This window comes from Streptomyces sp. NPDC091387, from assembly GCF_044756945.1.
Lineage (GTDB): Bacteria > Actinomycetota > Actinomycetes > Streptomycetales > Streptomycetaceae > Streptomyces.
On sequence record NZ_JBIVTZ010000031.1, the window covers coordinates 45,303 to 68,544 of the forward strand.

Below are 23,242 nucleotides of genomic sequence, written 5' to 3' on the forward strand. Positions count from 1 at the left end.
GCTCCCTTCCGGCTCGCGGCCGCGAGCACCCGAACCGCCCACCCCGTATCCGTACCCGTACCGAAGTCCGTCCGCAGCAAGGAGCGCCCGTCGTGAGCGACCACCGCGCAGAGCACGCCGACGCGTGGAGCGAGCAGAGCGCCGGGTACCCGGCCGACCGGACCGCGTCCGCGCCGCCGTCCGCCCCCGCCGCCGTCACCCCGGCCGATGCCGCCGACGCCGCCCGGCTCGTCGCCTTCGGGCTCCAGCCCAAGCTGCTGCCCGCCCGCGACGCCGAGTACGCCGAACTGCTGCGCCGCTACCGGGAGGAACCGGCCTTCGGCCGCCTCGCGGACGCCGTGGCCACCGGACTCGGCCTCATCGTGCTCGAGGTGTCCACCCGGGCCGGCATGGCCGTCACGGCGGGCGAGGACTCGGTCTTCGCCGTCCGCATGGGCGACTACGCCCGCCGGGCCTCGCCGGACTCCGCCGACCGGTTCCTGCACGGCCTCGCCCACCTGGCCGTCGCCGCGATGGCCTTCCCGCGCCCCGAGGACCTCGCCGACGACGCGTACATCGGCCGGATCACGGTCAACGGCGTCGACGCCTTCGTCCGCCAGGCGTGCCACCGCCTGGAGGAGCGCGCCGACGAGCACGGCGACAACACCGACCCGGCCAGTGACGCCCCCGGCCTGGAGGCCGGCTGGCGTGTCTACTCCCGGCGCAGCTCCACCGGAGCGACGAAGGACGCCCGGCGGCTGGCCGGATCCACCACCGGCATCGTCGGCAAGGCCGTCGCCTTCCTCACCGACTCCGGTTTCCTCCAGCGCACCGGGGACGACGCCGGAGGAGCCTTCCGCACCACCGCCCGCTACCAGCTCCAGGTCCGCGACATGGCGGGCGGAGCCGCCATGGCCGAACTGCTGGAGCTGGGGGTGGTCCCGGTCACCGACGGATCGGCGACGCTGCTGCCGCCCCCCGACCCCGACGACCTGGAGCTGGCGGCCGACGCAGGCCTGCCCTTCCACGGCTGACCGGCCCCCGCCGGCCACCGCACGGCCGGCCGGCCCTCCACCGACGCCTCCTTCCCGCTGCCTGAACGACGAGAGTCCGCCGCCATGTACGAGTTGTCCCGGGTCCGCCTCTACTCCATCGGGCCCGCCGGTGCGCGCTACGCCGACACCGTGCTCGACCTGCGCGGGGTCGGCGCGCCCGTACCCCACCCCGCACCGGCGCAGGCGGAGTTCTTCGAGGAGGAACCGGTCGGCCCGCCCCGCCGCCCCGCCCCCGCCGGAGTGCTCTTCCTGGAGAACGGCGGCGGCAAGTCCGTCCTGCTGAAGCTGATCTTCTCGGTGATGCTGCCCGGCCACCGCAACACCCTCGGCGGCGCCAGCTCCGGCGTGCTGCGCAAGTTCCTGCTCGCCGAGGACTGCGGCCATGTCGCACTGGAGTGGCAGCACACCCTGACCGGCGAGTGCGTCGTCGTCGGCAAGGTCAGCGAATGGCGTGGACGCCAGGTCTCCAACGACCCACGGAAGTTCGCCGAGGCCTGGTACTCCTTCCGGCCCGGCCCCGGACTCAGCCTCGACTCGCTGCCCGTCGCCGAGGCGACCTCGGTGGGCCGCCCCGCCGAAGGCGTCTCCGGCGCCCGCGGCAGGCGCCGCACCATGAAGGGCTTCCGGGACGCGCTCACCGAGGCCGGCAAGTTCTACCAGCACCTCGACGTGCACTGGGAAGAGATCCACGACCGCTGGAACGAGCACCTCGGCGACATCGGCCTGGACCCCGAACTCTTCCGCTACCAGCGCGAGATGAACGCCGACGAGGGCGAGGCCGCAGGACTCTTCGCCGTCAAGAAGGACTCCGACTTCACCGACCTGCTGCTGCGCGCCGTCACCGACACCCGCGACACCGACGGCCTCGCCGACCTCGTCAGCGGCTTCGGCAACAAACTGGGCCGCAGAGCCGAACTCACCGCCGAGCGCGACTTCACCGCGGGCTCCGTCGACCTGCTCGGCCGCATCGTGGAGGCGACCGGTACGCGTTCGCGGACCCGCGACGTCCACGCCGGCGCCGAGCGCCGCACCCGCACGCTGGCCCGCAGGCTCTCCGCCCGCGCCGGCCTGGAGCGCGGCCGGACCGCGGAGCTCGCCCAGCAGGTCACCGGCGCGGCCCACACCGTCACCGGCGCCGAGCAGACCCGCGGCCGGGCCGCCCTGATCGCCGCCGAACTCGCCTACCGGCACGCCTCCCTGGCCCTCACCGCGGCCGAGAAGAGCGCGGCGGCCCAACGCCGCGAGCTGGGCGACGCCCGCACCCTGCACTCCGCCTGGCAGGCGGCCGAGGCCGTACTGCGCCACCGCGCCGCCGCCGACCGCGCCGCCCGCGTCGCCGTCGCGATCCGCGAGGCCGAGCGCGACGCCGCCCCGGCACTGGCCGCACGCGCCACCGCCGCCGCCGATCTCGTACGGGCCCTGCACACCGCCGCGGAGGCGGGCGAGAGCGTGGCCAACGAGGAGGAGGAACGCTCCGAGACGCTGCAGACCTCGGGCGAGGCCGCCCACCGTGACGCCACCACGGCCGCCACCGAGGCCCAGCGCGCCCGCAGCGAGGCCGGCCACCTCCGCCAGCGCCTCTCCGAGGTCGAGCAGGAGACCGCCGAAGCGGTCCGGGCCGGCTGGCTCGACGACACCGCACCGAACGCGGACCCCGCCCGCGCGGCCCTCGCCGCGAACGACGCCGAACAGTCCGCGGTGGCCGCCTGGGACACGGCGCGCGAGGCCGCCGGGGCAGCGGCGGACCGGTCCCGGCAGGCGGCTGCCACCGAGAGCCGCGCCGAACTCGCCGCGGCGCGGGCCGCCGACGGCGCGCGGGCCGCGGAGCAGGCCTACGAGGCCGAGCTCAGGGCCGCCGAGTCGATCGCCGCCGAGCACCGCCTCGCCGACCTGCTCGGCCTGCCCACGGCGCAGGGCAGCGGCGTACCCCGGCCGCGCCGGGGCGCCACCGGCCTCGGATCCGGGGCCGAGGAGCAGGGACCGCGGCAGGAGGCCCCGGACCCCGAGGGGAGCGCCGCCGCCCCCGGCGCCGACGGGACAGAACCGGCCGCGCACGGCGCCCACACCGTCACGGCCCGGCAGTCCCGCCCGGCCGAACAGCCGCTCACCGCAGCCGAGTTCGACCGCAACGCCGAAGAGCTGCGCGAGCTCCTCGAACAGGGCGTCAGCTCCGCCGAACGACGCCTCTTCGAGCTGCGCACCGCGGCCGCCGACGACTCCCGCATCCTGGGCGCGCTCGGCGACGGCGGACTGCTGCCGCCCGGCCCCGACGTCCTCGCCACCGTCGAATACCTCGGCGAGCACGGCATCCCGGCCCTCCCCGGCTGGCGCTACCTCGCCCAGGCCGTCGACCCCGCCGACCACGCGGCCGTGCTCGCGGCCCGGCCCGAACTCGTCGACGGCGTCGTGATCACCGACCCGGACGCGCACGCCCGCGCCCGCGAGGTCCTCGGCGCCGCCGCCCTGCTGCCGCGCTCGGCCGTGGCCGTCGGCACCGCCGCCGCCCTGCTCGCCCCCGTTCCGGAGCCCGGCACCGGCTCCGCCGCGAGCGGTGACGGGGTGTTCCTCGTCCCGCCGAACCCGGCGATGCACGACGAACACGCCGCCGACGAGGAGCGGCACGCGCTCAGGAGCCGCACCGCCGCCCGCGACGAGGACATCCGCACCCTCGCGGCCCGGCTCGCCGCGGACCGCGCGCTCGCCGCCCGGATCGGTTCCTGGCGCGTGGACTGCCCGCCGGGCACCCTCGCCGAACTGGCGGAAGCGGCCGGCACCGCCCGTACGGCTGCCGAGACGGCCGAGGCCGCGCTCGCCGAAGCCCGTACCGTGCGCGCCGAGGCCGACGAGGCCGCCGCGGACACCGCCCGCGTCCGCGACGAGCGCCAGGAGGCCGCCCAGCGCGCCCGCCGGGCCGCCGACGCACTCGCCGGACTCGCCTTCCGCCTCCGCGAACGGGCGGGCTGGCAGGTGAAGCTGCGCGAACTGGTCGACGAGGCGGCGGAGTCCGAGGGCCGCGCCACCGCCTGCCTGGACCGCGCCAGAGCCGCCGACGAGGACCGCAGGGCCGCCCAGCGCGCCGCCGACGACGCCCGCCGCACCGCCCGCGCCCTGCGGGCCGAACGAGCCGAGATCGCCGGTGTGCCCGAGCACATCCCGGAGCCCGCGCCGGACGCCCCGCGCCACGCACTGCCCGCCCTGCGCGAGGCCTACCGGGCGGCGTCCCAGCTCTACGAGAAGGTGGGCGTCGGGGCCGACCTGCGCGCCGAACAGGCCCGCGCGGAGAGCGACGAGAGCGCCGCACTGGCCGAGCTGGACCGGCTCACCAACAAGGTCCGCACCCGGGCCGCCCAGCTCCTGGAGGGAACGGACGGCGCCGACGGCCCGTCCCGGCAGGCGGCGGCCGCCCGCGCCGAGTCCCTGGTCCAGCTGCTGGAGACCCGGGCGTCGGCCGCCAGCGAGCAGCTGGGCAGGCTGCGCGGCGAGGCCGAGCGGCTGGCCCCCGCCGACGGCGAGACCCTCCACACCGAACTCCCCGACGAGCAGGTCCCCGCCGACGCCGGAGAGGCCCAGGCCCTCCTGCGCACCGCCACGGGCGAACTCGCCTCCGCCACCGCGGCCCTGGACACCGCCAGGGCCGCCCACGCCGAGCTGCTGCACGCCCATCGCACGGCCGAGGACTCGGCAGGCGGCTTCGACGAGACCGCGGCCCTCCTGCGCGACCTCCTCAGGGACCACGGCGACGACGAGCCGGAGACCCCCGAGCCGTACCCCGGCAGCCTCGACGAGGCCCGGCAGTCCGCCGCGGAGGCACGCCGTTCACTGCGGGGCTGCGCCGCCGACCTGACCACCGCGGAAGCGGCTGTCAGGGAGGCCGGCGATGTGCTGGTCCGGCACGCCAACTCCACCCGGTACGAACAGGTCCGCACCCCGGCCCGCCAGCAGATCCGTGAACTCCCGGCCGCCGCACTGCCCGATCACGCGGAGAAGTGGGCCATCGCCTTCGCCCCCAGGCTGCGGGTCCTCACCGATGAACTGACCCAGCTGGAGCGCAACCGCGACTCCATCGTCGACCGGCTGCGTGGCCTCGTGGACTCCGCGCTCACCACGCTCCGCTCCGCCCAGCGGCTCTCCCGGCTCCCCGAGGGCCTGGGGGAGTGGTCCGGCCAGGAGTTCCTCCGGATCCGCTTCGAGGAACCCGACCAGGCCACCCTGACCGAACGCCTCGGCGAGGTCGTCGACGAGGCCACCAAGGCGGCCCTGAAGAAGAACTCCGACCTGCGCCGCGACGGCATGTCCCTGCTGCTGCGAGGTGTGCAGGCGGCACTTGAGCCCAAGGGCATCGCCGTGGAGATCCTCAAGCCGGACGCGGTGCTGCGCGCCGAGCGCGTACCCGTCGGGCAGATGGGCGACGTCTTCTCCGGCGGTCAGCTGCTGACCGCCGCCATCGCCCTGTACTGCACGATGGCCGCACTGCGCAGCAACGACCGGGGCCGTGACCGGCACCAGCCCCAGCACGCGGGCACGCTCTTCCTCGACAACCCCATCGGCCGCGCCAACGCCACCTATCTGCTGGAGCTCCAGCGGGCGGTGTCGGACGCGCTCGGCGTACAACTGCTCTACACCACCGGGCTGTTCGACACGACGGCGCTCGCCGAATTCCCGCTGGTGATCAGGTTGCGCAACGACGCGGACCTGCGGGCCGGGCTGAAGTACATCAGCGTCGAGGAGCACCTGCGCCCCGGACTGCCGCAGCAGGACCCCGGTGTCGAGACGGTCCACGGCGAGATCACCGCCACCCGGATGTTCAAGCGCTCAGCACCGACGCCCGACGCGCTCCCGGCACGGACCGAGGCAGAAGCCACGGACGAACGTACCGACTGAGAAGGCGAGCAGCGTCCGGTGGGTGCCTGCGAGTCGGCACCCACCGGGTGTGGCCGCCGCGGTGGGTTCAGGCCCGGGACAGTCCGCGGTCCGTGGAGCGACGGCGTATCCGTGTACCGTCCCGGACCTCGGTCCGAGCGGCGCGCCTCGCCCGGCGCCTCTCGCGGCGCAGCCGCCGGGCCGAGCTGCTCGGAATCGAGACGACGCCGTTGCGCTGATTCCACACCTGCCGGGTGACCCACACGTCCAGTACCGACCATGTCGTGCCCACCGTGCTGGCCACGCTGCTCAGCACCATCGGGAAGGCCAGCCAGGACCCTGTCACCGTGGACAGGAAGGCCACCATCGCCTGGATGATCGTCAGCGACATGATCAGAACGGCCCGCACGGCCGCGGTGCGTACCGGGTCCGGCATCCGCCGCCGCAGCGCGGGCTCCTCGACCCAGAGCTGCTGCCGCGGAATCTCCGGCCGGCCTCTCGCCGCAGGCGCCGCACCCTTCGCCGCCCGGAACCGCGCCGACTCCGCGGCGCCATGGCGCTCTTCCGTTTCCAAGGTCTTTCAACTCCCCACCACTGTCCGACTTCAGGGTTGCTGCCCGGCATGGGCGGTTTCTACGCGGACGGGCCGCCCCATCCTGCCGAACGCGCCCCTGCAGTCCCCCTACCCCCGTACAGACAGACGAGTGCCGGGCTGTGAAGATTCCCCCGAACCGTCACGGAACGAAGAATTCCAGCCAACTGGCGCGGGGAGGAATGTGGGGCTCTGGCTGGTCTCTTCTGTCGCTTTCACGAATTTCATCTCCAGGAATACCAGGACAACCCATGGTCAACTCCCAGTAAGGAGGCCGAAAATCGTCCGGACGTCCCTTCGAGTTGTCTGTGCGTCGGTAGTAGGCTCGCGCCGTTTGTTGACGGAACACCATCACCGCTCTGCGGTGCCGAGCTGGGGGAGGCCATGCGCTTTCGCGGAAAGTCCATCCGCAGGAAGATCGTGGCGTTGCTCCTGGTGCCGCTCGTCTCCCTCACCGCACTATGGGGCTTCGCCACTTATCTGACCGGCCGCGAGGCCGGGCAGCTGATGAGCGCGAGCACCGTGGTGGAGAAGATCGGCCACCCCCTGGAGGACACCGTCCGGGCCGTCCAGAACGAGCGCCGGCAGACTCTCGTCTTCCTCGCGGACCCGCGCGCCTCCGACGCCCTGCCGGTCCTGCGCCGCCAGCGCGCCGCCACCGACCGGGTCGTGAAGCAGGTCAACAGGAGCGCGGCGCAGAAGGACATCCGCGACGCGCTGCGCACCGACGCCGAGACCCAGCTCAGCTCGATCCTGGGCGCTGTCGAGGGACTGCAGTCGCTCCGCGACTCCGTCGACAAGCGCACCATCGACCGGGCCAAGGCGATGGAGTACTACAACAACCTCATCGACCCCTGCTACCGCTTCCTGACCGGCCTCCACGTCATGGAGAACGTGTCGATGGACAAGCAGGTCCGTGCCCTGGCGGGCATCTCGCGCGCCCGCGAAATGCTCTCCCAGGAAGACGCGCTCGTCGTGTCGGGACTCCTCGCGGGACGGCTGACGGCCCCCGAACTCCGGCAGATCTCCGACCTCATCGCCAAGCGCGGACTGCTGTACGAGATCAACCTCGAAGCGCTCCCCGCCTCGGAGCGCCGCCGGGTCGAGCAGTACTGGGCGAGCCCGGACAGCGAGCCCCTGCGCTCCGCAGAGGACAAGCTCATCGCCCAGGGGCCCACCCACGACCCCCGCGAGATGGACGCCGCACGCTGGCAGGAGGTGGCCCCGCCGGTCCTGGACCGGCTGGCCAACGATTCGACCGAGATGAACAACCGCTTCCAGGACCGCGGCAGGCCCGCCGGCTACGGCGTCCTGATCAAGGCGGGTGTGGCCGGCGTCCTGGGATTCCTGGCCCTCCTCGTCTCGGTCTTCGTCTCCGTGCGCATCGGCCGGGAACTCATCCGCGACCTCTCGCGCTTGCGCAAGGACGCCCACGAGGTCTCCGGGGTGCGCCTGCCGAGTGTGATGCGGCGTCTCGCGGCGGGCGAACACATCGACGTCGAGACCGAGTCCCCGCACCTCAAGTACGAGCGTGACGAGATCGGCCAGGTCGGGCAGGCGCTCAACATCCTGCAACGGGCCGCTGTCGAGGCCGCCGTCAGGCAGGCCGACATGCGCCGCGGGGTGTCCGAGGTGTTCGTCAACCTCGCCCGCCGCAACCAGGTGCTGCTGCACCGCCAGCTGACGCTCCTGGACACCATGGAGCGCCGCACCGAGAACACCGAGGAACTCGCCGACCTGTTCCGTCTCGACCACCTCACCACGCGCATGCGCCGCCACGCCGAGGGCCTGGTGATCCTCTCGGGAGCCGCACCGTCACGGCAGTGGCGCAAGCCCATCCAGCTGATGGACGTGGTGCGCGCCGCGGTCGCCGAGGTGGAGGACTACGAACGCATCGAGGTCCGCAGGCTCGCCAGGATCGGTGTGGGCGGCCCGGCCGTCGCCGACCTCACCCACCTGATCGCCGAACTCCTGGAGAACGCCACGGTGTTCTCGCCCCCGCACACCGCGGTCCAGGTGCACGGCGAGCGCGTCGCCAACGGGTTCACCCTCGAAATCCACGACCGCGGGCTCGGCATGCCCGCGGAACTCCTCCTGGACGCCAACCTCCGACTCGCCGAGACACCCGAGTTCGAGCTGTCCGACACCGACCGGCTCGGCCTCTTCGTCGTCAGCCGGCTGGCCCAGCGGCAGAACGTCAGAGTGTCGCTCCAGACCTCCCCCTACGGCGGCACCACCGCGGTCGTCTTCATCCCGGCGGCGCTGCTCACCGACGCCCCGGAGGCGCACGGCACCGGATTCCGCCTCGACCGCAGGTCCGAGCGGGCGATCGCCAGCAGCAGGCCGGGCGGCGGCGCGGCGGGCAGCGGCAAGGGCGGCGGCGACGCGTCCGACCGGCCCGACGGCGGCCGTCCGAAGAGCGGCAGGCCCGCCGGCCTCTCACCGGTGCCCACCGGACTGGTGGACCCGGCACTGCTCGACGGTCCGGTCGAGCTCGAAGGGCCGGTCGGCCCAATGGACTTCACCCGCGACCCGGTACTCGAAGCCGTCGCCGGACCGGGGCTCGACCCGGTGCTCGACGGTGTGTCCGACCTGGAGGACACCGAGAGCGAACGAGGCGGCATCTTCCGGGCCCGCGAGCTCCGGCGCGACGGCGACCGCGATCAGCACCAGCAGGCCGCCGACCAGATCGAGGACCCGGGCGGTGTCCGGGAACTGCGCCCCGACGGCGTCAGGCCGCTGCCCCGCCGCACCCCGCCGACCCTGGTCACCGACCGGGGCCGCCGGATCGACGAGACGGGCCGGTCCCACCCCACGGCAGCCGACCCGGAGAGCACCCGCCCTGCGCCCGGACCCGGCCGGTCCGCGGACCGCGGCCGGCCCGCCGAACCCCGGCAGTCCAACGGCTCGCGGACCCGCACTGAGCACGCCATGTCTCCGGCGGCCACGCCCTCGGTGCCGGCGCCCCGCTCGTCGTCACCCGCCCGGACCCCGGCGCCCGCTCCCGAGACGGTCGGCGGGCTGCCCCGCAGGGTCCGGCAGGCCAGCCTCGCCCCGCAGCTCCGCGAGGGGTCCGTCGGCCGCGCCGCCGCGCCGGACCCGGTGGAGACGGTGGAGGACATCGAACGCGACGCCGACGAGGTACGCAGCCGCATGGCGTCGCTCCAGCGCGGCTGGCAGCGCGGCCGCCTCCAGAACGCCGAGGACGTGACCGACCCCGGTGACACAGCACAAGGAACCACTCCGGGAGGGGACGGTCCATGACCGCACCGAACGCCGCAGCACTCAACTCAGCACGCGAGGGGTCCGGCGAACTCAACTGGCTCCTCGACGAACTCGTCGAGCGCGTCGCCAGTATCCGCAAGGCGCTGGTGCTCTCCAGCGACGGTCTCCCCACCGGCGCGTCCAAGGACCTGACGAGGGAGGACGGTGAGCACCTGGCGGCCGTGGCCTCCGGGTTCCACAGCCTCGCCAAGGGAGTCGGGCGGCACTTCGACGCCGGCCGGGTCCGCCAGACCGTCGTCGAACTCGACGAGGCGTTCCTGTTCGTCACGGCGGCCGGTGACGGCAGCTGTCTGGCCGTGCTCGCCGACTCCGACTCGGACGTCGGCCAGGTGGCGTACGAGATGACGCTGATGGTCAAGCGTGTCGGCGCCCACCTGGCCAACTCCCCCCGGACGACCGGTCTGCCCTCCGGAGGGTGAGTGGATGGCATGAGCGCCGACTCCTCCCGTTCCCCGGCCGCCCCCGGCGGTCCGCAGTCCTCGCGCTGGTACGACGCCGACGCGGGGCCGGTCGTCCGTCCGTACGCGATGACGCGGGGACGTACCAGCAGCGCGTCCCGTCATCGTCTCGACCTGATCGCGATCGTCGTCCCCGAACCCGCGGCCGACGATCCCGGCCGGGACCAGATGCTCTCCCCGGAACACGTGGAGATCATCGAACTGTGCAACGGCATGCCCCAGTCGATCGCCGAGCTCGCGGCCGGTCTGGACCTCCCCGTCGGGGTGGTCCGGGTGCTGGTCGGTGATCTCGTCGAGGACGAGCTGGTGCATGTGACCCGTCCCGTTCCGCCGGCCGAGCTGCCGGACGTGAACATTCTTCGCGAGGTGATCAATGGCCTTCGGGCGCTCTAGCCGCGACAGGCGGCCCGTGGAGCCCGTTACCCTGAAAATCCTGGTGGCGGGCGGCTTCGGAGTGGGCAAGACGACCATGGTGGGAGCGGTCAGTGAGATCAGGCCGCTGCGCACCGAGGAGAGGCTGACCGAGGCGGGACGTCCCGTGGACGACCTGGAGGGTGTCGAGGCGAAGACCACCACGACGGTGGCCATGGACTTCGGGCGGATCACGCTCCGCGAGGACCTGGTGCTGTACCTCTTCGGCACCCCGGGGCAGGACCGGTTCTGGTTCCTCTGGGACGAACTCGCCCAGGGTGCGCTGGGGGCGGTCGTCCTCGCGGACACCCGGCGCCTGGAGGACTGCTTCGCGGCGGTCGACTACTTCGAACGCCGGGCGATCCCCTTCGCCGTCGCCGTCAACTGTTTCGAGGGCGCCGACCTGTTCCCCACCGGGACGGTGCAGGCGGCACTGGACCTGGATCCGGAGGTACCCGTGCTCCTGTGCGACGCGCGGGACCGGTCGTCCGTACGGGACGTACTGGTGGCCGTCGTCGAACACGCGCTGGCCCGCGTGGACGCACCGCGCGAACCCGCCACGACGTAGTCCGGCCCCGCGCGGGCCGGGCGGCACCGGCAGCAGTACGCGGCACGTTCCCCGTCGACGGGGGACGTGCCGCGCGTCGTGCGTACGGCAGCAGAGGCGGGAACGGCCCGTCAGCGGACCGCGATCACCGCCGAGCCGTGGCCGAACAGCCCCTGGTTCGCGGTGATTCCGGCACGAGCCCCCGGAACCTGGCGCTCTCCCGCCGTGCCGCGCAACTGCCAGGTCAGCTCGCAGACCTGGGCGATCGCCTGCGCGGGCACGGCCTCGCCGAAGGACGCCAGCCCGCCGCTCGTGTTCACCGGGATGCGCCCGCCGAGGGCCGTCGCCCCCTCCCGGACGAGCGCCGCGCCCTCACCGGCCGGGCACAGCCCGATGTCCTCGTACCACTCCAGCTCCAGTGCCGTGGAGAGGTCGTACACCTCGGCCAGCGAGAGGTCACAGGGCCCGATCCCGGCCTCCTCGTACGCCGCCCGTGCGATCGAGGCGCGGAAGCTCCCGCTCGCCGGTTCCGCGGCGACCGCCGAATCGGTGGCGATGTCCGGCAGATCGAGCACCGCCTTCGGATACGTCGGCGTCACGGTGGACACGGCACGGATGCGGACCGGGTCCGCGGCCCCGTGCCGCCGGGCGAACTCCATGCTGGACAGCACCAGTGCCGCCGCGCCGTCGGACGTGGCGCAGATGTCGAGCAGCCGCAGCGGATCGGCGACCACCGCAGACGCCGCGACCTGCTCGGCGCTCACGGGCGCCCGGTAGCGGGCATGGGGATTCAGCGCGCCGGCCGCCGCGTTCTTCACCTTGACCAGCGCGAAGTCCTCCAGGGTGTCTCCGTGCACGGCCATCCGGCGACGTGCGTAGAGGGCGAAGTACGCGGGGTTCGTCGCGCCGAGCACCCGGAACCGCAGCCAGTCCGGATCGTCGGGCCGCTCGCCGCCCGCCGGGGCGAAGAACCCCTTGGGCGCCGCGTCCGCCCCCACCACGAGCACCACGTCCGCCATACCGGCCAGGATCTGCGCCCTGGCGGTGTTGACGGCCTGGGCGCCCGACGCGCAGGCCGCGTACACGCTGGTGACCCGGGCGCCCTGCCAGCCCAGCGCCTGCGCGAACGTCGCCCCGGCCACGTACCCCGGATATCCGCCGCGCACGGTGTCCGCGCCGACCACCGACTGCACGTCCGGCCAGTCGACGCCCGCGTCGGCGAGCGCCTCGCGGGCCGCCACCCTGCCGTACTCCACGAAGCTGCGCCCCCACTTGCCCCACGGGTGCATCCCGGCCCCGAGAACCGCCACGTCCCCGCTCATCGCACACCGTCCCCGGAGCCGGTGTTCACGGGCCGCCAGTGCCAGGTCGTCCACACCGTGCCGTCGTCCGTGCCGTCGCCGGATTCCGGGCCGAGCACCCCGGGCACGACCTCGACCGTCATCCCGACCGCGAGATCGGCCACGCCCACCCCCGGCGCGGCCTGCCCGAGCACCACCATCCGCTCGGCCGCGAGCTCCACGGCCACCAGCGTGTACGGCTCCCAGGGCACATTTGGGTCCGAGGGATAGGGGGCGGGCGGGCGGTAGCGGCCGTCGGTGTACGACCAGACCGTGCCGCGCCTGGACAGCGGGACCTCGACCGGTTCGCCGCCGGTGCAGCGCGGATTGCGGCAGAAGCCGTCCTGACGGGGGAAGAAGACCGACGAGCAGAGCGGGCAGCGGGTGCCCAGCAGCCGGAAGTCCTCCTCGGGGCCGTCCTCGGTGAACCACCCGGCCACCACGGGTATGTGCTTGCGCGGCAAAGTTCCTCCCCAGCACTGGATCTGACGGAACGTCAGAAGTGTGCCACGGTCAGCTGTTGTCGGCGAGCCACTTGGCAGCGGTCTCCGCGAGCTCCCGGTCCCGGCCGGCCAGCATCATCCGGATCATCTGCACATCGCCGCGCAACGACCAGGCCGGATGACCGAAGGAGGCCGGGTTGTTCCCCTCGATCAGGAAGTGGGCGGGCCAGGCGGTCCCGTACCCGATCAGCGGCAGCGCCGCCGCGTACCGCTTCCGGCCGCGTGCCAGGCCGTAGGCGGTGATCGCGAGCCCGGTCAGGGTGCCGGTCAGATGGACCCAGCGGGTCGCCGCCCGGGAGTGCATCGCGACGTAATAGGGCCAGAATTCCTCGTACGAATCGAACGTCTGCTGTGACATACGGGCACCGTAATGGCTGGAACGGCAACCGGATACGGCCGATTCGCGTCCGAGAAGAAGAACGGGTGGCCGGAACCCACGGGGGTGGTCCCAGTCACCCGTTTCTCCCCTCCGGTCTCAGTGACCGGCGACGGACCGACGGGCCACCGGGAAGTCGAAATAGGTGTCGGGGAACAGCTCCGGCGAGAAGGTGTGGTGCCACCACTCCTCGGCCAGATTGACGAATCCGGCGTCGGTGAGCGTCTTCTTGAGGAACTGCCGGTTGGTGCGCTGCACGCCCTGGATCCGCGGATCGTCCGTGTGCGAGAGCGTGTCGAAGCAGTCGAATCCGGTGCCCATGTCGATCGAGTTGTCCGGGAAGCGCTCGGCCTGCGGCGCGTAACAGGGGACCAGCTCCTGACCCGGCCGGTACGGCGGGGTCGGCCGGGCCGGCAGCCTCACCAGCGTCAGGTCCACGGTGCTGCCCCGGCTGTGCCCGGACTTCTCCGCGATGTAACCGTCGGCGAACAGCCGGGTCTTGTCGACCCGGGGATAGAACTCGCCCTTCATGGTCTCGTCGTCGAGATCCTTCGCCCACCGTACGAAGTGGTCGACGGCCCGCTGGGGCCGGTAGCAGTCGTACACCTTCAGTGAGTAGCCCCGGCGCAGCAGCCGGAGCTGGGCCCGGTGCAGTGCCTGGGCGGCGGGCCGGGTCAGGATGCAGAGGGGCTCGCGGTATCCGTCCACCGGCTCGCCCATGAAGTCGTGCCCGGTGGGATAGCGCATCTCCTGGATGATCGTGGGATCCACCGCCCGCAGCGCGACGAACCCGTCGGGAGCCCTGGGCTCGGGCCTCGCCCGCGCCACCGGGGCGGCGGCGGTGACGGCGAGCAGGGCGGCGGCAGCGGCCGCCAGGACACGGAGAGCGGAAGCAAGACCTGTCATGAGCACATCGTCCACCAGTTCGGCGGTGCCGGGCGGGTGATCGGATACAGTCCGCGCGTGTCCGCGACGACGAGTAGACCGGAGAAGCCCGTGAAGGACTCCCACTGCGACAGCTGCGGAGCCCCGTACACCGCCCTCGCGTCTCCGGACGCCTGGCCCCGCACCTGCGCCGTCTGCGGCGCCACCGCCTACCGCAACCCGCTCCCGGTCGCCGTCGCCCTGCTCCCCGTCACCGGCCGGGAGGGCACCGGACTGGTCGTCATCACCCGCACCATCGAACCCTGCCTCGGCGGACGCGCACTCCCCGGCGGCTTCGTCGACCACGCCGAGGACTGGAAGCAGGCGGTCGTCCGCGAACTCCACGAGGAGACCGGCATCGAGGCCCACCGCGACGACATCCGGCTCGCCGACGCCCTCAGCTCACCGGACGGCCACCTGCTCCTGTTCGGCCTGCTCCCGGCCCGGCCGGCCGCCGCCCTCCCGCCGTCCGCACCCACCGAAGAGACCTCCGGACACGAAGTCCTCTACGTCCCCGAGGACCTGGCCTTCCCCCTGCACACCGAGGCCGTCCGCTCCTGGTTCGCCGGCCGCTACCGCTGAGCGCGCTCACCGCCCCCGGACCCGCACCGGGCAGTCCACCAGCCCCTCCTCACCGTCCCGCTCCACCACGACCCGCCCACCCGCCAGCCGCGTCGTGTACCGCTCGACCACCGCCGGCTCCCAGCCGTCCCCCGCGTCACGGACCACCGAACCGCCACCGCCGCGCCCCTCCGCCGGAGCCCAGACCTCCAGCTCCAGCCCACCGTCCGCACCCCGCACCGGAATCACGGAGCCGGCCCGCGCCAGCACCGGCACCCGGGACAACGGCGCCTCGACCACCACCTGCCCCGGCCCCTCGTACACCGCACCGGTCACCGTGTCGTACCACCGCCCCGGCGGCAGCCGCACCGCCCGTTCACCCACCCCCGGCCCCAGCACCGGCGCCACCAGCAGGGCATCCCCCAGCAGGAACGCGTCCTCGCACTCCCGCAGCGCCCGGTCGCCCGGCGCACCCCACCACAACGGACGCGCGTACGGCGCACCCGTCAGCCGGGCCAGCTCCGCCAGCGTCACCCAGTACGGGCGCAGCCGCTCCCGCTCCAGCAGCACCTCCCGGGCCGCGTCGAGCACCCGGGGCCCGAACTCCCACGGCTCCCGGCGGCCCGCGTCGATCGCCGAATGCGTACGGAACAACGGCAGATACGCCCCCAGCTGGAACCACCGCAGATACATCTCCGGCGACGGCGACCCGTCGAACCCGCCCACATCCGGGCCCGAGTACGGCACCCCGCACAGCCCGAGACCCAGCACCAGCGCCAACGAGGCCCGCAGCCCCGGCCAGCCCGTCGACACATCACCTGACCAGGTGCCCCCGTACCGCTGCATCCCCGCCCACCCGGACCGCGAGAACAGGAACGGCCGCTCGTCCGGACGCAGCCGGCACAGCCCCTCGTACCCGGCGCGCGCCATGGCGAGGCCGTACACGTTGTGCGCCTCCCGGTGATCGCCGCCGCGCCCCTCCAGCGAGTGGCGCGCCGAGCGGGGCAGCGTCGGGTCACCGAACGCCGCGAACGACACCGGCTCGTTCATGTCGTGCCAGACACCGGAGAACCCCTGCGCCAGCCGCTCCCCGTACAGCCCGCCCCACCACTCGCGCACGCGCGGATCGGTGAAGTCCGGATACACGCACTCACCCGGCCACACCTCCCCGCGCACGATCCGGCCCCGGGCGTCCCGCACGAACGCACCCGAGGCACCCACCGCCGTACCGCCGTCGAACACCGCGTTCCCCGGCGCGGCGGGCACCGCCGGGTCGACGATCGAGACCAGCCGCACCCCGTCCCCGCGCAACTCCTCTGCCAGCCCCGGAAGATCGGGGAACCGTTCCCGATCCGCCGTGAACACCCGGTGCGCGTCGTAGTGGTCTATGTCCAGATGCAGCACGGACAACGGCAGCCCCCGCTCCCGGTACCCCGACACGATCCGCCGCACCTCCCGCCCGCTCCCGAAGCCCCAGCGGGCGTGCTGCGGACCCAGCGCCCAGGACGGCGGCAGCGCCGGCGCGCCCGTCAGGGCCGTCCAGCCCTGGAGCACCCGGGCCGGTGTGCCCGCCACCACCCAGCAGCGCAGCGGCCCGCCGTCCATCCGCACCTCGGACATCCCCGGACGGTCATGACCGGAACCGGCGCCCTCCTCTCCCTCGCGCAGCGTCACCCGCCCCGCCCAGGAGTTGTCGTGGAAGGCCAGATGCGTCCCCGCGTCCGAGACCACCAGCTGGACCGGCATCGTCACGTACAGGGGGTCGTCGTCCGGCCCGAACCGCCCGCCCGGATCGGTGTTCCACAACCCGTACACCCCGTCCCGCAGCCGGGGCCCGCCCGCTCGCCCCCCGAGCCCGAAGAACCGCGCGTCCGCCGGGACCTCCGAGCGCTGCACCCAGCGCGCGGACCCGCCCGCCACCGGCTCCCACCACCGGGGCGGCAGCTCACGACGGAGCACCACACCACCCGGAGTGCGCAGCTCCACCGCCCCGTGCCGGGACACCGCGACGGTCAGCCGCTCCGACACCACCTGCCATCCGCCGTCCTTGTCCGGCTCCAGAACGGCCCGCGGATCCGCGTCGGGAGCTGGCCCCGGCAGGGCGTACGAGGGCAGCGGCTCCGCCCCGTCCCACCCCCAGAAGACCGCACCCCCCACAGCCACCCGGACGCTCAGCTCCGAACGCGCGAACCGCACCACACCACCGCCCGGCCCCGGCTCCGCCCCCACCACGGGCCCCGGCACCCTCGCCCGCTCCGGGCCGCGCGACGGCAACGCCCGCGCATCCGCCCGCGAGCGCCGCCACGCCGAGCGCACCGTGCGCAGTCCCTGCCTCGAACCCACCGACTTCACCGAGCGCACCAGGTCACGACCGTTCATGCGGCTCACCCTGCCATCCGCCGGGACGGGAACGGGTTCTGTTCAACTTCCGTTCACTCACGGACCGGATACGGCCCGAGGCGTCCGGACGTGGCCGGACCACATATCCGGACACGCGGTCATGGACGGGCGGCCCTGGTGCGAAAGACGATCACATGGCATCGTCCGTGAAAGCCGCCTCACGCGCACACCCCAGCACGTGCGCGCGACCCACGCCGACCCGCGTACCCGTACAGCCAGGAGCCGACCCATGACCTCAGCAGCTGACGAAGCCCCCCTCTGGCAGCCCGGCCCGGACCGCATCGCGACCGCGACCGTCACCCGCTTCCAGAAGTGGGCGGCCGAGCACCACGGAGCACCGGCCGAGGGCGGATACGCGGCGCTGCACCGCTGGTCGGTCGACGAACTGGACACCTTCTGGCAGGCCGTCGCCGAATGGTTCGACGTACGGTTCTCCACCCCGTACGAGACCGTCCTCGGCGACAGCACCATGCCCGGCGCCCAGTGGTTCCCCGGCGCCACCCTCAACTACGCCGAACACGCGCTGCGCACCGCTGAGAGCGCCCTCCGCGCCGACGCGCCCGCACTGCTCCACGTGGACGAGACCCACACCCAGATCCCCACCTCCTGGTCCGAGCTCCGCCGCCGCGTCGGCTCGCTCGCCGCCGAGCTCCGCGCACTCGGCGTGACCCCCGGCGACCGGGTCAGCGGCTACCTCCCCAACATCCCCGAGGCGGTCGTCGCCTTCCTCGCCACCGCCGCCGTCGGAGCCGTGTGGACGTCCTGCGCCCCCGACTTCGGCGCCCGCAGCGTCCTCGACCGCTTCCAGCAGGTCGAGCCCGTCGTCCTGTTCACCGTCGACGGCTACCGATACGGCGGCAAGGAGCACCACCGCGCCGACACCGTCGCCGAACTGCGCCGTGAACTCCCCACCCTGCGCGCCGTCGTCCACATCCCGCTGCTGGGCACCGACGCGCCCGAAGGCGCCCTCGACTGGTCCGCGCTGATCGCCGCGGACACCGAACCGGTCTTCGAGCAGGTCCCCTTCGACCACCCGCTGTGGGTGCTCTACTCCTCCGGCACCACCGGCCTCCCCAAGGCCATCGTCCAGTCCCAGGGCGGCATCCTGCTGGAACACTTCAAGCAGATCGGCCTGCACTGCGACCTCGGCCCCGAGGACCGCTTCTTCTGGTACACCTCCACCGGCTGGATGATGTGGAACTTCCTCGTCTCCGGCCTCCTCACCGGCACCACACTCGTGCTGTACGACGGAAGCCCCGGCTACCCGGACGTCAGCGCCCAGTGGCGCGTCGCGGAACAGACGGGCGCCACGCTGTTCGGCACCTCCGCCGCCTACGTCATGGCCTGCCGCAAGGCCGGCATCCACCCGGGGCGCGACTTCGACCTCTCCCGTGTCCAGTGCGTCGCCACCACCGGCTCCCCGCTCCCGCCCGACGGGTTCCGCTGGCTCCACGACGAAGTGGCCGACGACCTGTGGATCGCGTCCGTCAGCGGCGGCACCGACGTCTGCAGCTGCTTCGCCGGAGCGGTCCCCACCCTCCCCGTCCACATCGGTGAGCTCCAGGCCCCCGCCCTCGGCACGGACCTCCAGTCCTGGGACCCGGCGGGCAACCCGCTGACCGGCGAGGTCGGTGAACTCGTCGTCACCAAGCCCATGCCGTCCATGCCGATCCGCTTCTGGAACGACCCCGACGGCAGCCGCTACCACGACAGCTACTTCGACATGTACCCCGGAGTCTGGCGGCACGGGGACTGGATCACGATCACCGACCGCGGCTCCGTCGTCATCCACGGCCGCTCCGACTCCACCCTCAACCGCCAGGGCGTACGCATGGGTTCCGCCGACATCTACGAAGCCGTCGAGCGCCTCCCGCAGATTCGCGAATCGCTCGTCATCGGGGTGGAGGAGCCCGACGGCGGCTACTGGATGCCGCTCTTCGTCCACCTCGCGGAGGGCGCCGCGCTCGACGACGAACTGCGCGCCGCCATCAAGCACACCATCCGTGAGAACCTCTCCCCGCGCCACGTCCCGGACGAGGTCATCGAGGTCCCCGGCATCCCGCACACCCTCACCGGCAAGCGCATCGAGGTTCCGGTCAAGCGCCTGCTCCAGGGAACAGCCCTGGCCAAGGCCGTCAACCCCGGCTCGATCGACAACCTGGAACTCCTCCACTTCTACGAGGAGCTGGCACGCAAGCGCCGCTGACGGAGCCACTGTCAGTACCCGTGATTACTCTGAGTGAGCAATGATCGACAGCGCACTGGGGGAATCATGGCGCAGACCAGGAACAAGCACGCCGGGAACAAGCAGACCAGGAACAAGCGGGCCACGATCCACGGCCGGACCGGCGCCACCATGCGACGCACGCTGCGCCGCGAAGCACCGAGCACCATCGGTCTCCTGACCGATGAACAGGACTTCGCGGTGATGCGGCACTACGCCACGTTCACCTTCGACGACCACTCCGTCTACCTCCAGCAGGTGGAAGGCCTGCTCAAAGCACTCGCCGCGCAGGGCATGCACACCACGGTCGCCCTCTTCGACCCGGAGGAGTACGCGGAGTTCTGCGACGAATCGGACATCGCGGCCGACTCCCCGGCCAGCCGCAGCCGCTTCACCGCGGAGATCGCCGCGATCGGGGCCACCGTCACCTACACCGGACAGCCACTCGACACCCTGATCCCGCTCCTCGTCTCCCGGTCGGTGCGCCGTGCCACCTGGGAGTACGCCACGATGCTCCTGGCCGGTCTGGGGGAGTGCGCCGACTGCGGCCAGGACGTCGGCCGCGCGGCGTTCGACCGGGCGTCCCACCTCCTGCTGCGCACCCTTGAGTCAGCGGGCCCCGGCACCCACCACCTGGTGTGCAGCACCCCCACGGAGAACGAGCAGCTGCTCGCCGTCCTGCACACCGAACGCCACATGAGCGGACCGGCCCGCCTCGACTCGGCGGAAGGCGCCGAATTCGTGACCGTGCTGGCCGTCGGCATCGCCCTCGAAAGCCGCGGGGGAGTCGTGCTGCGGACGAGCGCGCCCGGCACCCCGGACCGGGTGCACGGCTGGCGACTGATCCGCGGCAGCCTCGCGCCGCTCACCGCGGGCGAGGTCTTCAGCGCCTACTGCACCGATGCCGACACCGGGGAACCGGTCTCCCCGGAGTCCGGCGTGGAGTACTGCGCGGGCTTCGACATCGGCGCCGACGAGCCGGAACCCCACCACTGACAGGCGGAAGGGGCTCCCCGCCACCATCGGCGGGAAGCCCCTTCTCCTCAGCGTCCGGGCGACGCGGTCCTACTCGCCCGAAAGCACCGCCTGCGCGGCGACCCGCGCCTCCTCGGCGGAGTCCGCCGCACGTGCGGCGGACGCGGCCCGCTCGCACTGCGCGAGCGTGTACTTCGCCAGCGTGGTGCGCACATAAGGAATGGAGGCGGCGCCCATCGACAGCGACGTCACCCCCAGGCCGGTCAGGACACAGGCGAGCAGCGGATCGGCGGCAGCCTCACCACAGACACCACAGCTCTTGCCCTCGGCCCTGGCCGCATCGGCCGACATCGCCACCAGGTCCAGCAGCGCGGGCTGCCACGGGTCCTGCAGCCGGGACACCGCACCCACCTGACGGTCCGCCGCGAAGGCGTACTGCGCCAGGTCGTTGGTGCCCAGCGACAGGAACTCCACCTCCTGAAGCACCGAACGGGCGCGCAGCGCGGCCGACGGGATCTCGACCATCGCGCCGAACTTCGCGTTCAGTCCGGCCTCGCGGCACGCGTCGGCGAACGCCTTGGCGTCCGCACGGTCCGCGACCATGGGCGCCATGACCTCGAGATAGACGGGCAGCCCCTCGGCCGCCTTCGACAGCGCGGTCAGCTGGGTCCGCAGCACATCGGGGTGGTCCAGCAGACTGCGCAGCCCGCGCACGCCCAGCGCCGGGTTCGGCTCGTCGGCCGGGGTCAGGAAGTCCAGCGGCTTGTCCGCGCCGGCATCCAGCACCCGCACCACGACACGTCCCTCGGGGAACGCCTCAAGCACCGCGCGGTACGCGGCGATCTGCTTCTCCTCGGACGGCGCCTGCTTGCTGTCGTCGAGGAAGAGGAACTCGGTGCGGAACAGTCCCACACCCTCGGCACCCGCCTCGACGGCCGCCGGCACATCGCCGGGCCCGCCGACATTGGCGAGCAGCGGCACCTTGTGGCCGTCGGACGTCGCACCGGGACCGGTCGACGTGGACAACGCGGCCTTTCGCGCGGCCGCGGCGTTCTCCATCTCCGCCCGCTTCTCGGCGCTCGGCTCGACGAAGATCTCGCCGGTGCTGCCGTCCACCGCGATCACGGTGCCCTCGGCCAGCTCGCCGGCGCCGGGGAGCGCCACGACGGCGGGCACACCGAGCGCCCGCGCCAGAATGGCGCTGTGGCTGGTCGGTCCGCCCTCCTCGGTGACGAAGCCGAGCACCAGCGTCGGGTCGAGCAGCGCCGTGTCGGCGGGAGCCAGGTCCCGCGCGATCAGCACATACGGCTCGTCGCTGTCGGGGACACCCGGCATCGGGACACCGAGCAGCCGGGCCACGATCCGATTGCGCACATCGTCGAGGTCGGCGACACGGCCCGCGAGGTACTCCCCGGCACCGGCCAGCAGCGCCCGGTACGAGGCGAACGCGTCGTACACGCCCCGCTCGGCGGTGCTGCCGACAGCGATGCGCCGGTCGACATCAGCCATGAGCTCGGGGTCCTGGGCCATCATGGCCTGGGCCTCCAGCACGTGCTGGGCCTCGCCGCCGGCCAGGTTGCCGCGTGCGACGAGGTCGGCCGCCACAGCTTCCACGGCCTGCCGCGCCCGCCCCTGTTCGCGCTCCGCCTCCTCGGCCGGGATCTGCTTGGCCGGCGGTTCGAGCACTGCTGTGCCCATGTGCCGTACCTCGCCGATCGCCACACCGTGGCTCACGCCTACGCCCCGCAGCGTTGTCTCCATTTCACCTGTCTCCGATTGTGCGGTGGACGATGTCCCCGCGGTGGATATCCGGTCGGCTGTCACTGCGCCGAACGTATTACTGCCAGCCGAACAGTGCGTCGCCGACCTTCACGTCGCCGTCCTCGACGACGTCGGAGAGGGAGTCCGGAGTTGCCTCCAGCGCCACGACGGGGCAGATCGGGGACTTGCCGGCCGCCTCCACGGCGGCCGGGTCCCAACGCACGATGCTCTGGCCGCGCGTGACGGTGTCGCCCTTGTTCACGAGGAGCTCGAAGCCCTCACCGTTGAGCTGGACGGTGTCGATACCGAGGTGGGTCAGAACCCCGTGTCCCTCGCCGTCCACGACTACAAAGGCGTGCGGGTGGAGGGAGACGACGATTCCGTCGACCGGCGACACGGCCTCCGACGGCTCACGCACGGGGTCGATGGCGGTACCGGGACCGACCATCGCGCCGGAGAAGACCGGGTCGGGCACCGCGGCGAGCCCGATGGCGCGTCCGGCAAGAGGGGACGTCACAGTGGTCATGGGGAGCCTCCCAGAGTGGAGCAATTCAATGGCGCCGCCGGGGCTTGGTAGGAGGGCGGCGTACTGCTCAGCAGGGTAAGTCATGGGAAGTCCCGGTTCCGCCTGAGTCCTGGCGGTTCGAGGACCTAGGGGAGCACCGGAAACGATTTGCCTCGTCTCCCGGCAGCCTGTACTGTCGTACTCCTGCCTGGCCCCAACGCGACATTGAGTCGGGGGTCGGCGGCGACTATTAAGCCCAAACCCTAACCCGAAGTCGGCACCGGCATGTCTGCTGGGGCTGGTGAATCGGACCGGAAAGGCCTGATAGAGTCGGACTCGCCGAAAGGGAAAAGCGCGAAAGCGAAATTCCCCGGAGGTAATCCAGAACAATCCCGCTTCGACCGGGAATCGGACACGAAAGAGTCTGATAGAGTCGGAAACGCAAGACCGAAGGGAAGCGCCCGGAGGAAAGCCCCAGAAAATGTT

Annotated in this window: 17 protein-coding genes; 9 read left to right on the top strand and 8 right to left on the bottom strand. The window is 72.7% G+C overall.

Going from position 1 to position 23,242, the window contains the following annotated elements; translation table 11 throughout:
• Nucleotides 1–92 precede the first annotated feature (92 nt).
• A complete protein-coding gene (locus ACIQM0_RS37475; RefSeq protein WP_401295344.1) occupies nucleotides 93–1,013 on the top strand; it encodes a hypothetical protein in 921 nt (306 codons plus the stop codon).
• Between the two features lie 84 nt (nucleotides 1,014–1,097).
• Entirely contained in the window at nucleotides 1,098–5,915 is a 4,818-nt protein-coding gene (locus tag ACIQM0_RS37480; protein WP_401295346.1) for a hypothetical protein, read from the top strand.
• Nucleotides 5,916–5,982: 67 nt separating this feature from the next.
• On the opposite strand, the gene ACIQM0_RS37485 is transcribed toward ACIQM0_RS37480, so the two are convergent.
• Complete coding sequence (locus tag ACIQM0_RS37485; RefSeq protein ID WP_401295347.1) at nucleotides 5,983–6,468, bottom strand: hypothetical protein; 486 nt, start codon at nucleotides 6,466–6,468, stop codon at nucleotides 5,983–5,985.
• A gap of 402 nt (nucleotides 6,469–6,870) precedes the next feature.
• Between ACIQM0_RS37485 and ACIQM0_RS37490 the strand changes: the two genes are divergently transcribed.
• From ACIQM0_RS37490 to ACIQM0_RS37505, 4 genes are read left to right on the top strand one after another with little or no spacing between them, the layout of a single operon-like run.
• The gene (locus tag ACIQM0_RS37490; RefSeq protein WP_401295349.1) at nucleotides 6,871–9,750 is read left to right on the top strand and encodes a nitrate- and nitrite sensing domain-containing protein; all 2,880 of its coding nucleotides are present in this window, start codon (nucleotides 6,871–6,873) and stop codon (nucleotides 9,748–9,750) included.
• On the top strand, nucleotides 9,747–10,190 hold the full coding sequence (locus tag ACIQM0_RS37495; RefSeq protein WP_385036240.1) for a roadblock/LC7 domain-containing protein: 444 nt from the start codon (nucleotides 9,747–9,749) through the stop codon (nucleotides 10,188–10,190). The genes ACIQM0_RS37490 and ACIQM0_RS37495 overlap by 4 nt, the downstream gene beginning before the upstream one ends.
• Nucleotides 10,191–10,199: 9 nt before the next feature.
• On the top strand, nucleotides 10,200–10,622 hold the full coding sequence (locus ACIQM0_RS37500; protein WP_401295351.1) for a DUF742 domain-containing protein: 423 nt from the start codon (nucleotides 10,200–10,202) through the stop codon (nucleotides 10,620–10,622).
• The gene (locus ACIQM0_RS37505; protein WP_401295353.1) at nucleotides 10,603–11,208 is read left to right on the top strand and encodes a GTP-binding protein; all 606 of its coding nucleotides are present in this window, start codon (nucleotides 10,603–10,605) and stop codon (nucleotides 11,206–11,208) included. The genes ACIQM0_RS37500 and ACIQM0_RS37505 overlap by 20 nt, the downstream gene beginning before the upstream one ends.
• Nucleotides 11,209–11,318: 110 nt before the next feature.
• Here the strand turns inward: ACIQM0_RS37505 and ACIQM0_RS37510 are convergent, their stop codons facing one another.
• From ACIQM0_RS37510 to ACIQM0_RS37525, 4 genes are all read right to left on the bottom strand, one after another.
• Nucleotides 11,319–12,509: a lipid-transfer protein gene (locus ACIQM0_RS37510; protein ID WP_401295355.1), complete on the bottom strand. Its 1,191-nt coding sequence runs from the start codon at nucleotides 12,507–12,509 to the stop codon at nucleotides 11,319–11,321.
• The gene (locus ACIQM0_RS37515; RefSeq protein ID WP_401295357.1) at nucleotides 12,506–12,991 is read right to left on the bottom strand and encodes a Zn-ribbon domain-containing OB-fold protein; all 486 of its coding nucleotides are present in this window, start codon (nucleotides 12,989–12,991) and stop codon (nucleotides 12,506–12,508) included. The genes ACIQM0_RS37510 and ACIQM0_RS37515 overlap by 4 nt, the downstream gene beginning before the upstream one ends.
• Before the next feature lie 49 nt (nucleotides 12,992–13,040).
• Nucleotides 13,041–13,388, bottom strand: a complete 348-nt coding sequence (locus ACIQM0_RS37520) for a DUF962 domain-containing protein (RefSeq protein WP_362966256.1) — start codon at nucleotides 13,386–13,388, stop codon at nucleotides 13,041–13,043.
• A gap of 117 nt (nucleotides 13,389–13,505) precedes the next feature.
• Entirely contained in the window at nucleotides 13,506–14,312 is an 807-nt protein-coding gene (locus ACIQM0_RS37525) for a M15 family metallopeptidase (RefSeq protein WP_401295359.1), read from the bottom strand.
• 57 nt (nucleotides 14,313–14,369) lie between these two features.
• On the opposite strand from ACIQM0_RS37525, the gene ACIQM0_RS37530 reads away from it, so the two are divergent.
• Complete coding sequence (locus ACIQM0_RS37530) at nucleotides 14,370–14,912, top strand: NUDIX domain-containing protein (protein ID WP_401295361.1); 543 nt, start codon at nucleotides 14,370–14,372, stop codon at nucleotides 14,910–14,912.
• Nucleotides 14,913–14,918: 6 nt separating this feature from the next.
• On the opposite strand, the gene ACIQM0_RS37535 is transcribed toward ACIQM0_RS37530, so the two are convergent.
• Nucleotides 14,919–17,270, bottom strand: coding sequence for a glycoside hydrolase family 31 protein (locus ACIQM0_RS37535; protein ID WP_401295363.1), 2,352 nt, complete (start codon nucleotides 17,268–17,270; stop codon nucleotides 14,919–14,921).
• A 250-nt stretch (nucleotides 17,271–17,520) separates the two neighbouring features.
• On the opposite strand from ACIQM0_RS37535, the gene ACIQM0_RS37540 reads away from it, so the two are divergent.
• Nucleotides 17,521–19,497, top strand: a complete 1,977-nt coding sequence (locus ACIQM0_RS37540) for an acetoacetate--CoA ligase (protein ID WP_401295365.1) — start codon at nucleotides 17,521–17,523, stop codon at nucleotides 19,495–19,497.
• Between the two features lie 66 nt (nucleotides 19,498–19,563).
• Entirely contained in the window at nucleotides 19,564–20,511 is a 948-nt protein-coding gene (locus tag ACIQM0_RS37545; protein WP_401295367.1) for a hypothetical protein, read from the top strand.
• Between the two features lie 69 nt (nucleotides 20,512–20,580).
• Here ACIQM0_RS37545 and ptsP read toward each other — a convergent pair whose 3' ends face one another.
• Together ptsP and ACIQM0_RS37555 are read right to left on the bottom strand one after the other, a co-directional pair.
• Nucleotides 20,581–22,251, bottom strand: coding sequence for a phosphoenolpyruvate--protein phosphotransferase (gene ptsP, locus ACIQM0_RS37550; RefSeq protein ID WP_401295369.1), 1,671 nt, complete (start codon nucleotides 22,249–22,251; stop codon nucleotides 20,581–20,583).
• Nucleotides 22,252–22,327: 76 nt separating this feature from the next.
• Complete coding sequence (locus tag ACIQM0_RS37555; RefSeq protein WP_363031247.1) at nucleotides 22,328–22,777, bottom strand: PTS glucose transporter subunit IIA; 450 nt, start codon at nucleotides 22,775–22,777, stop codon at nucleotides 22,328–22,330.
• Nucleotides 22,778–23,242 lie beyond the last annotated feature (465 nt).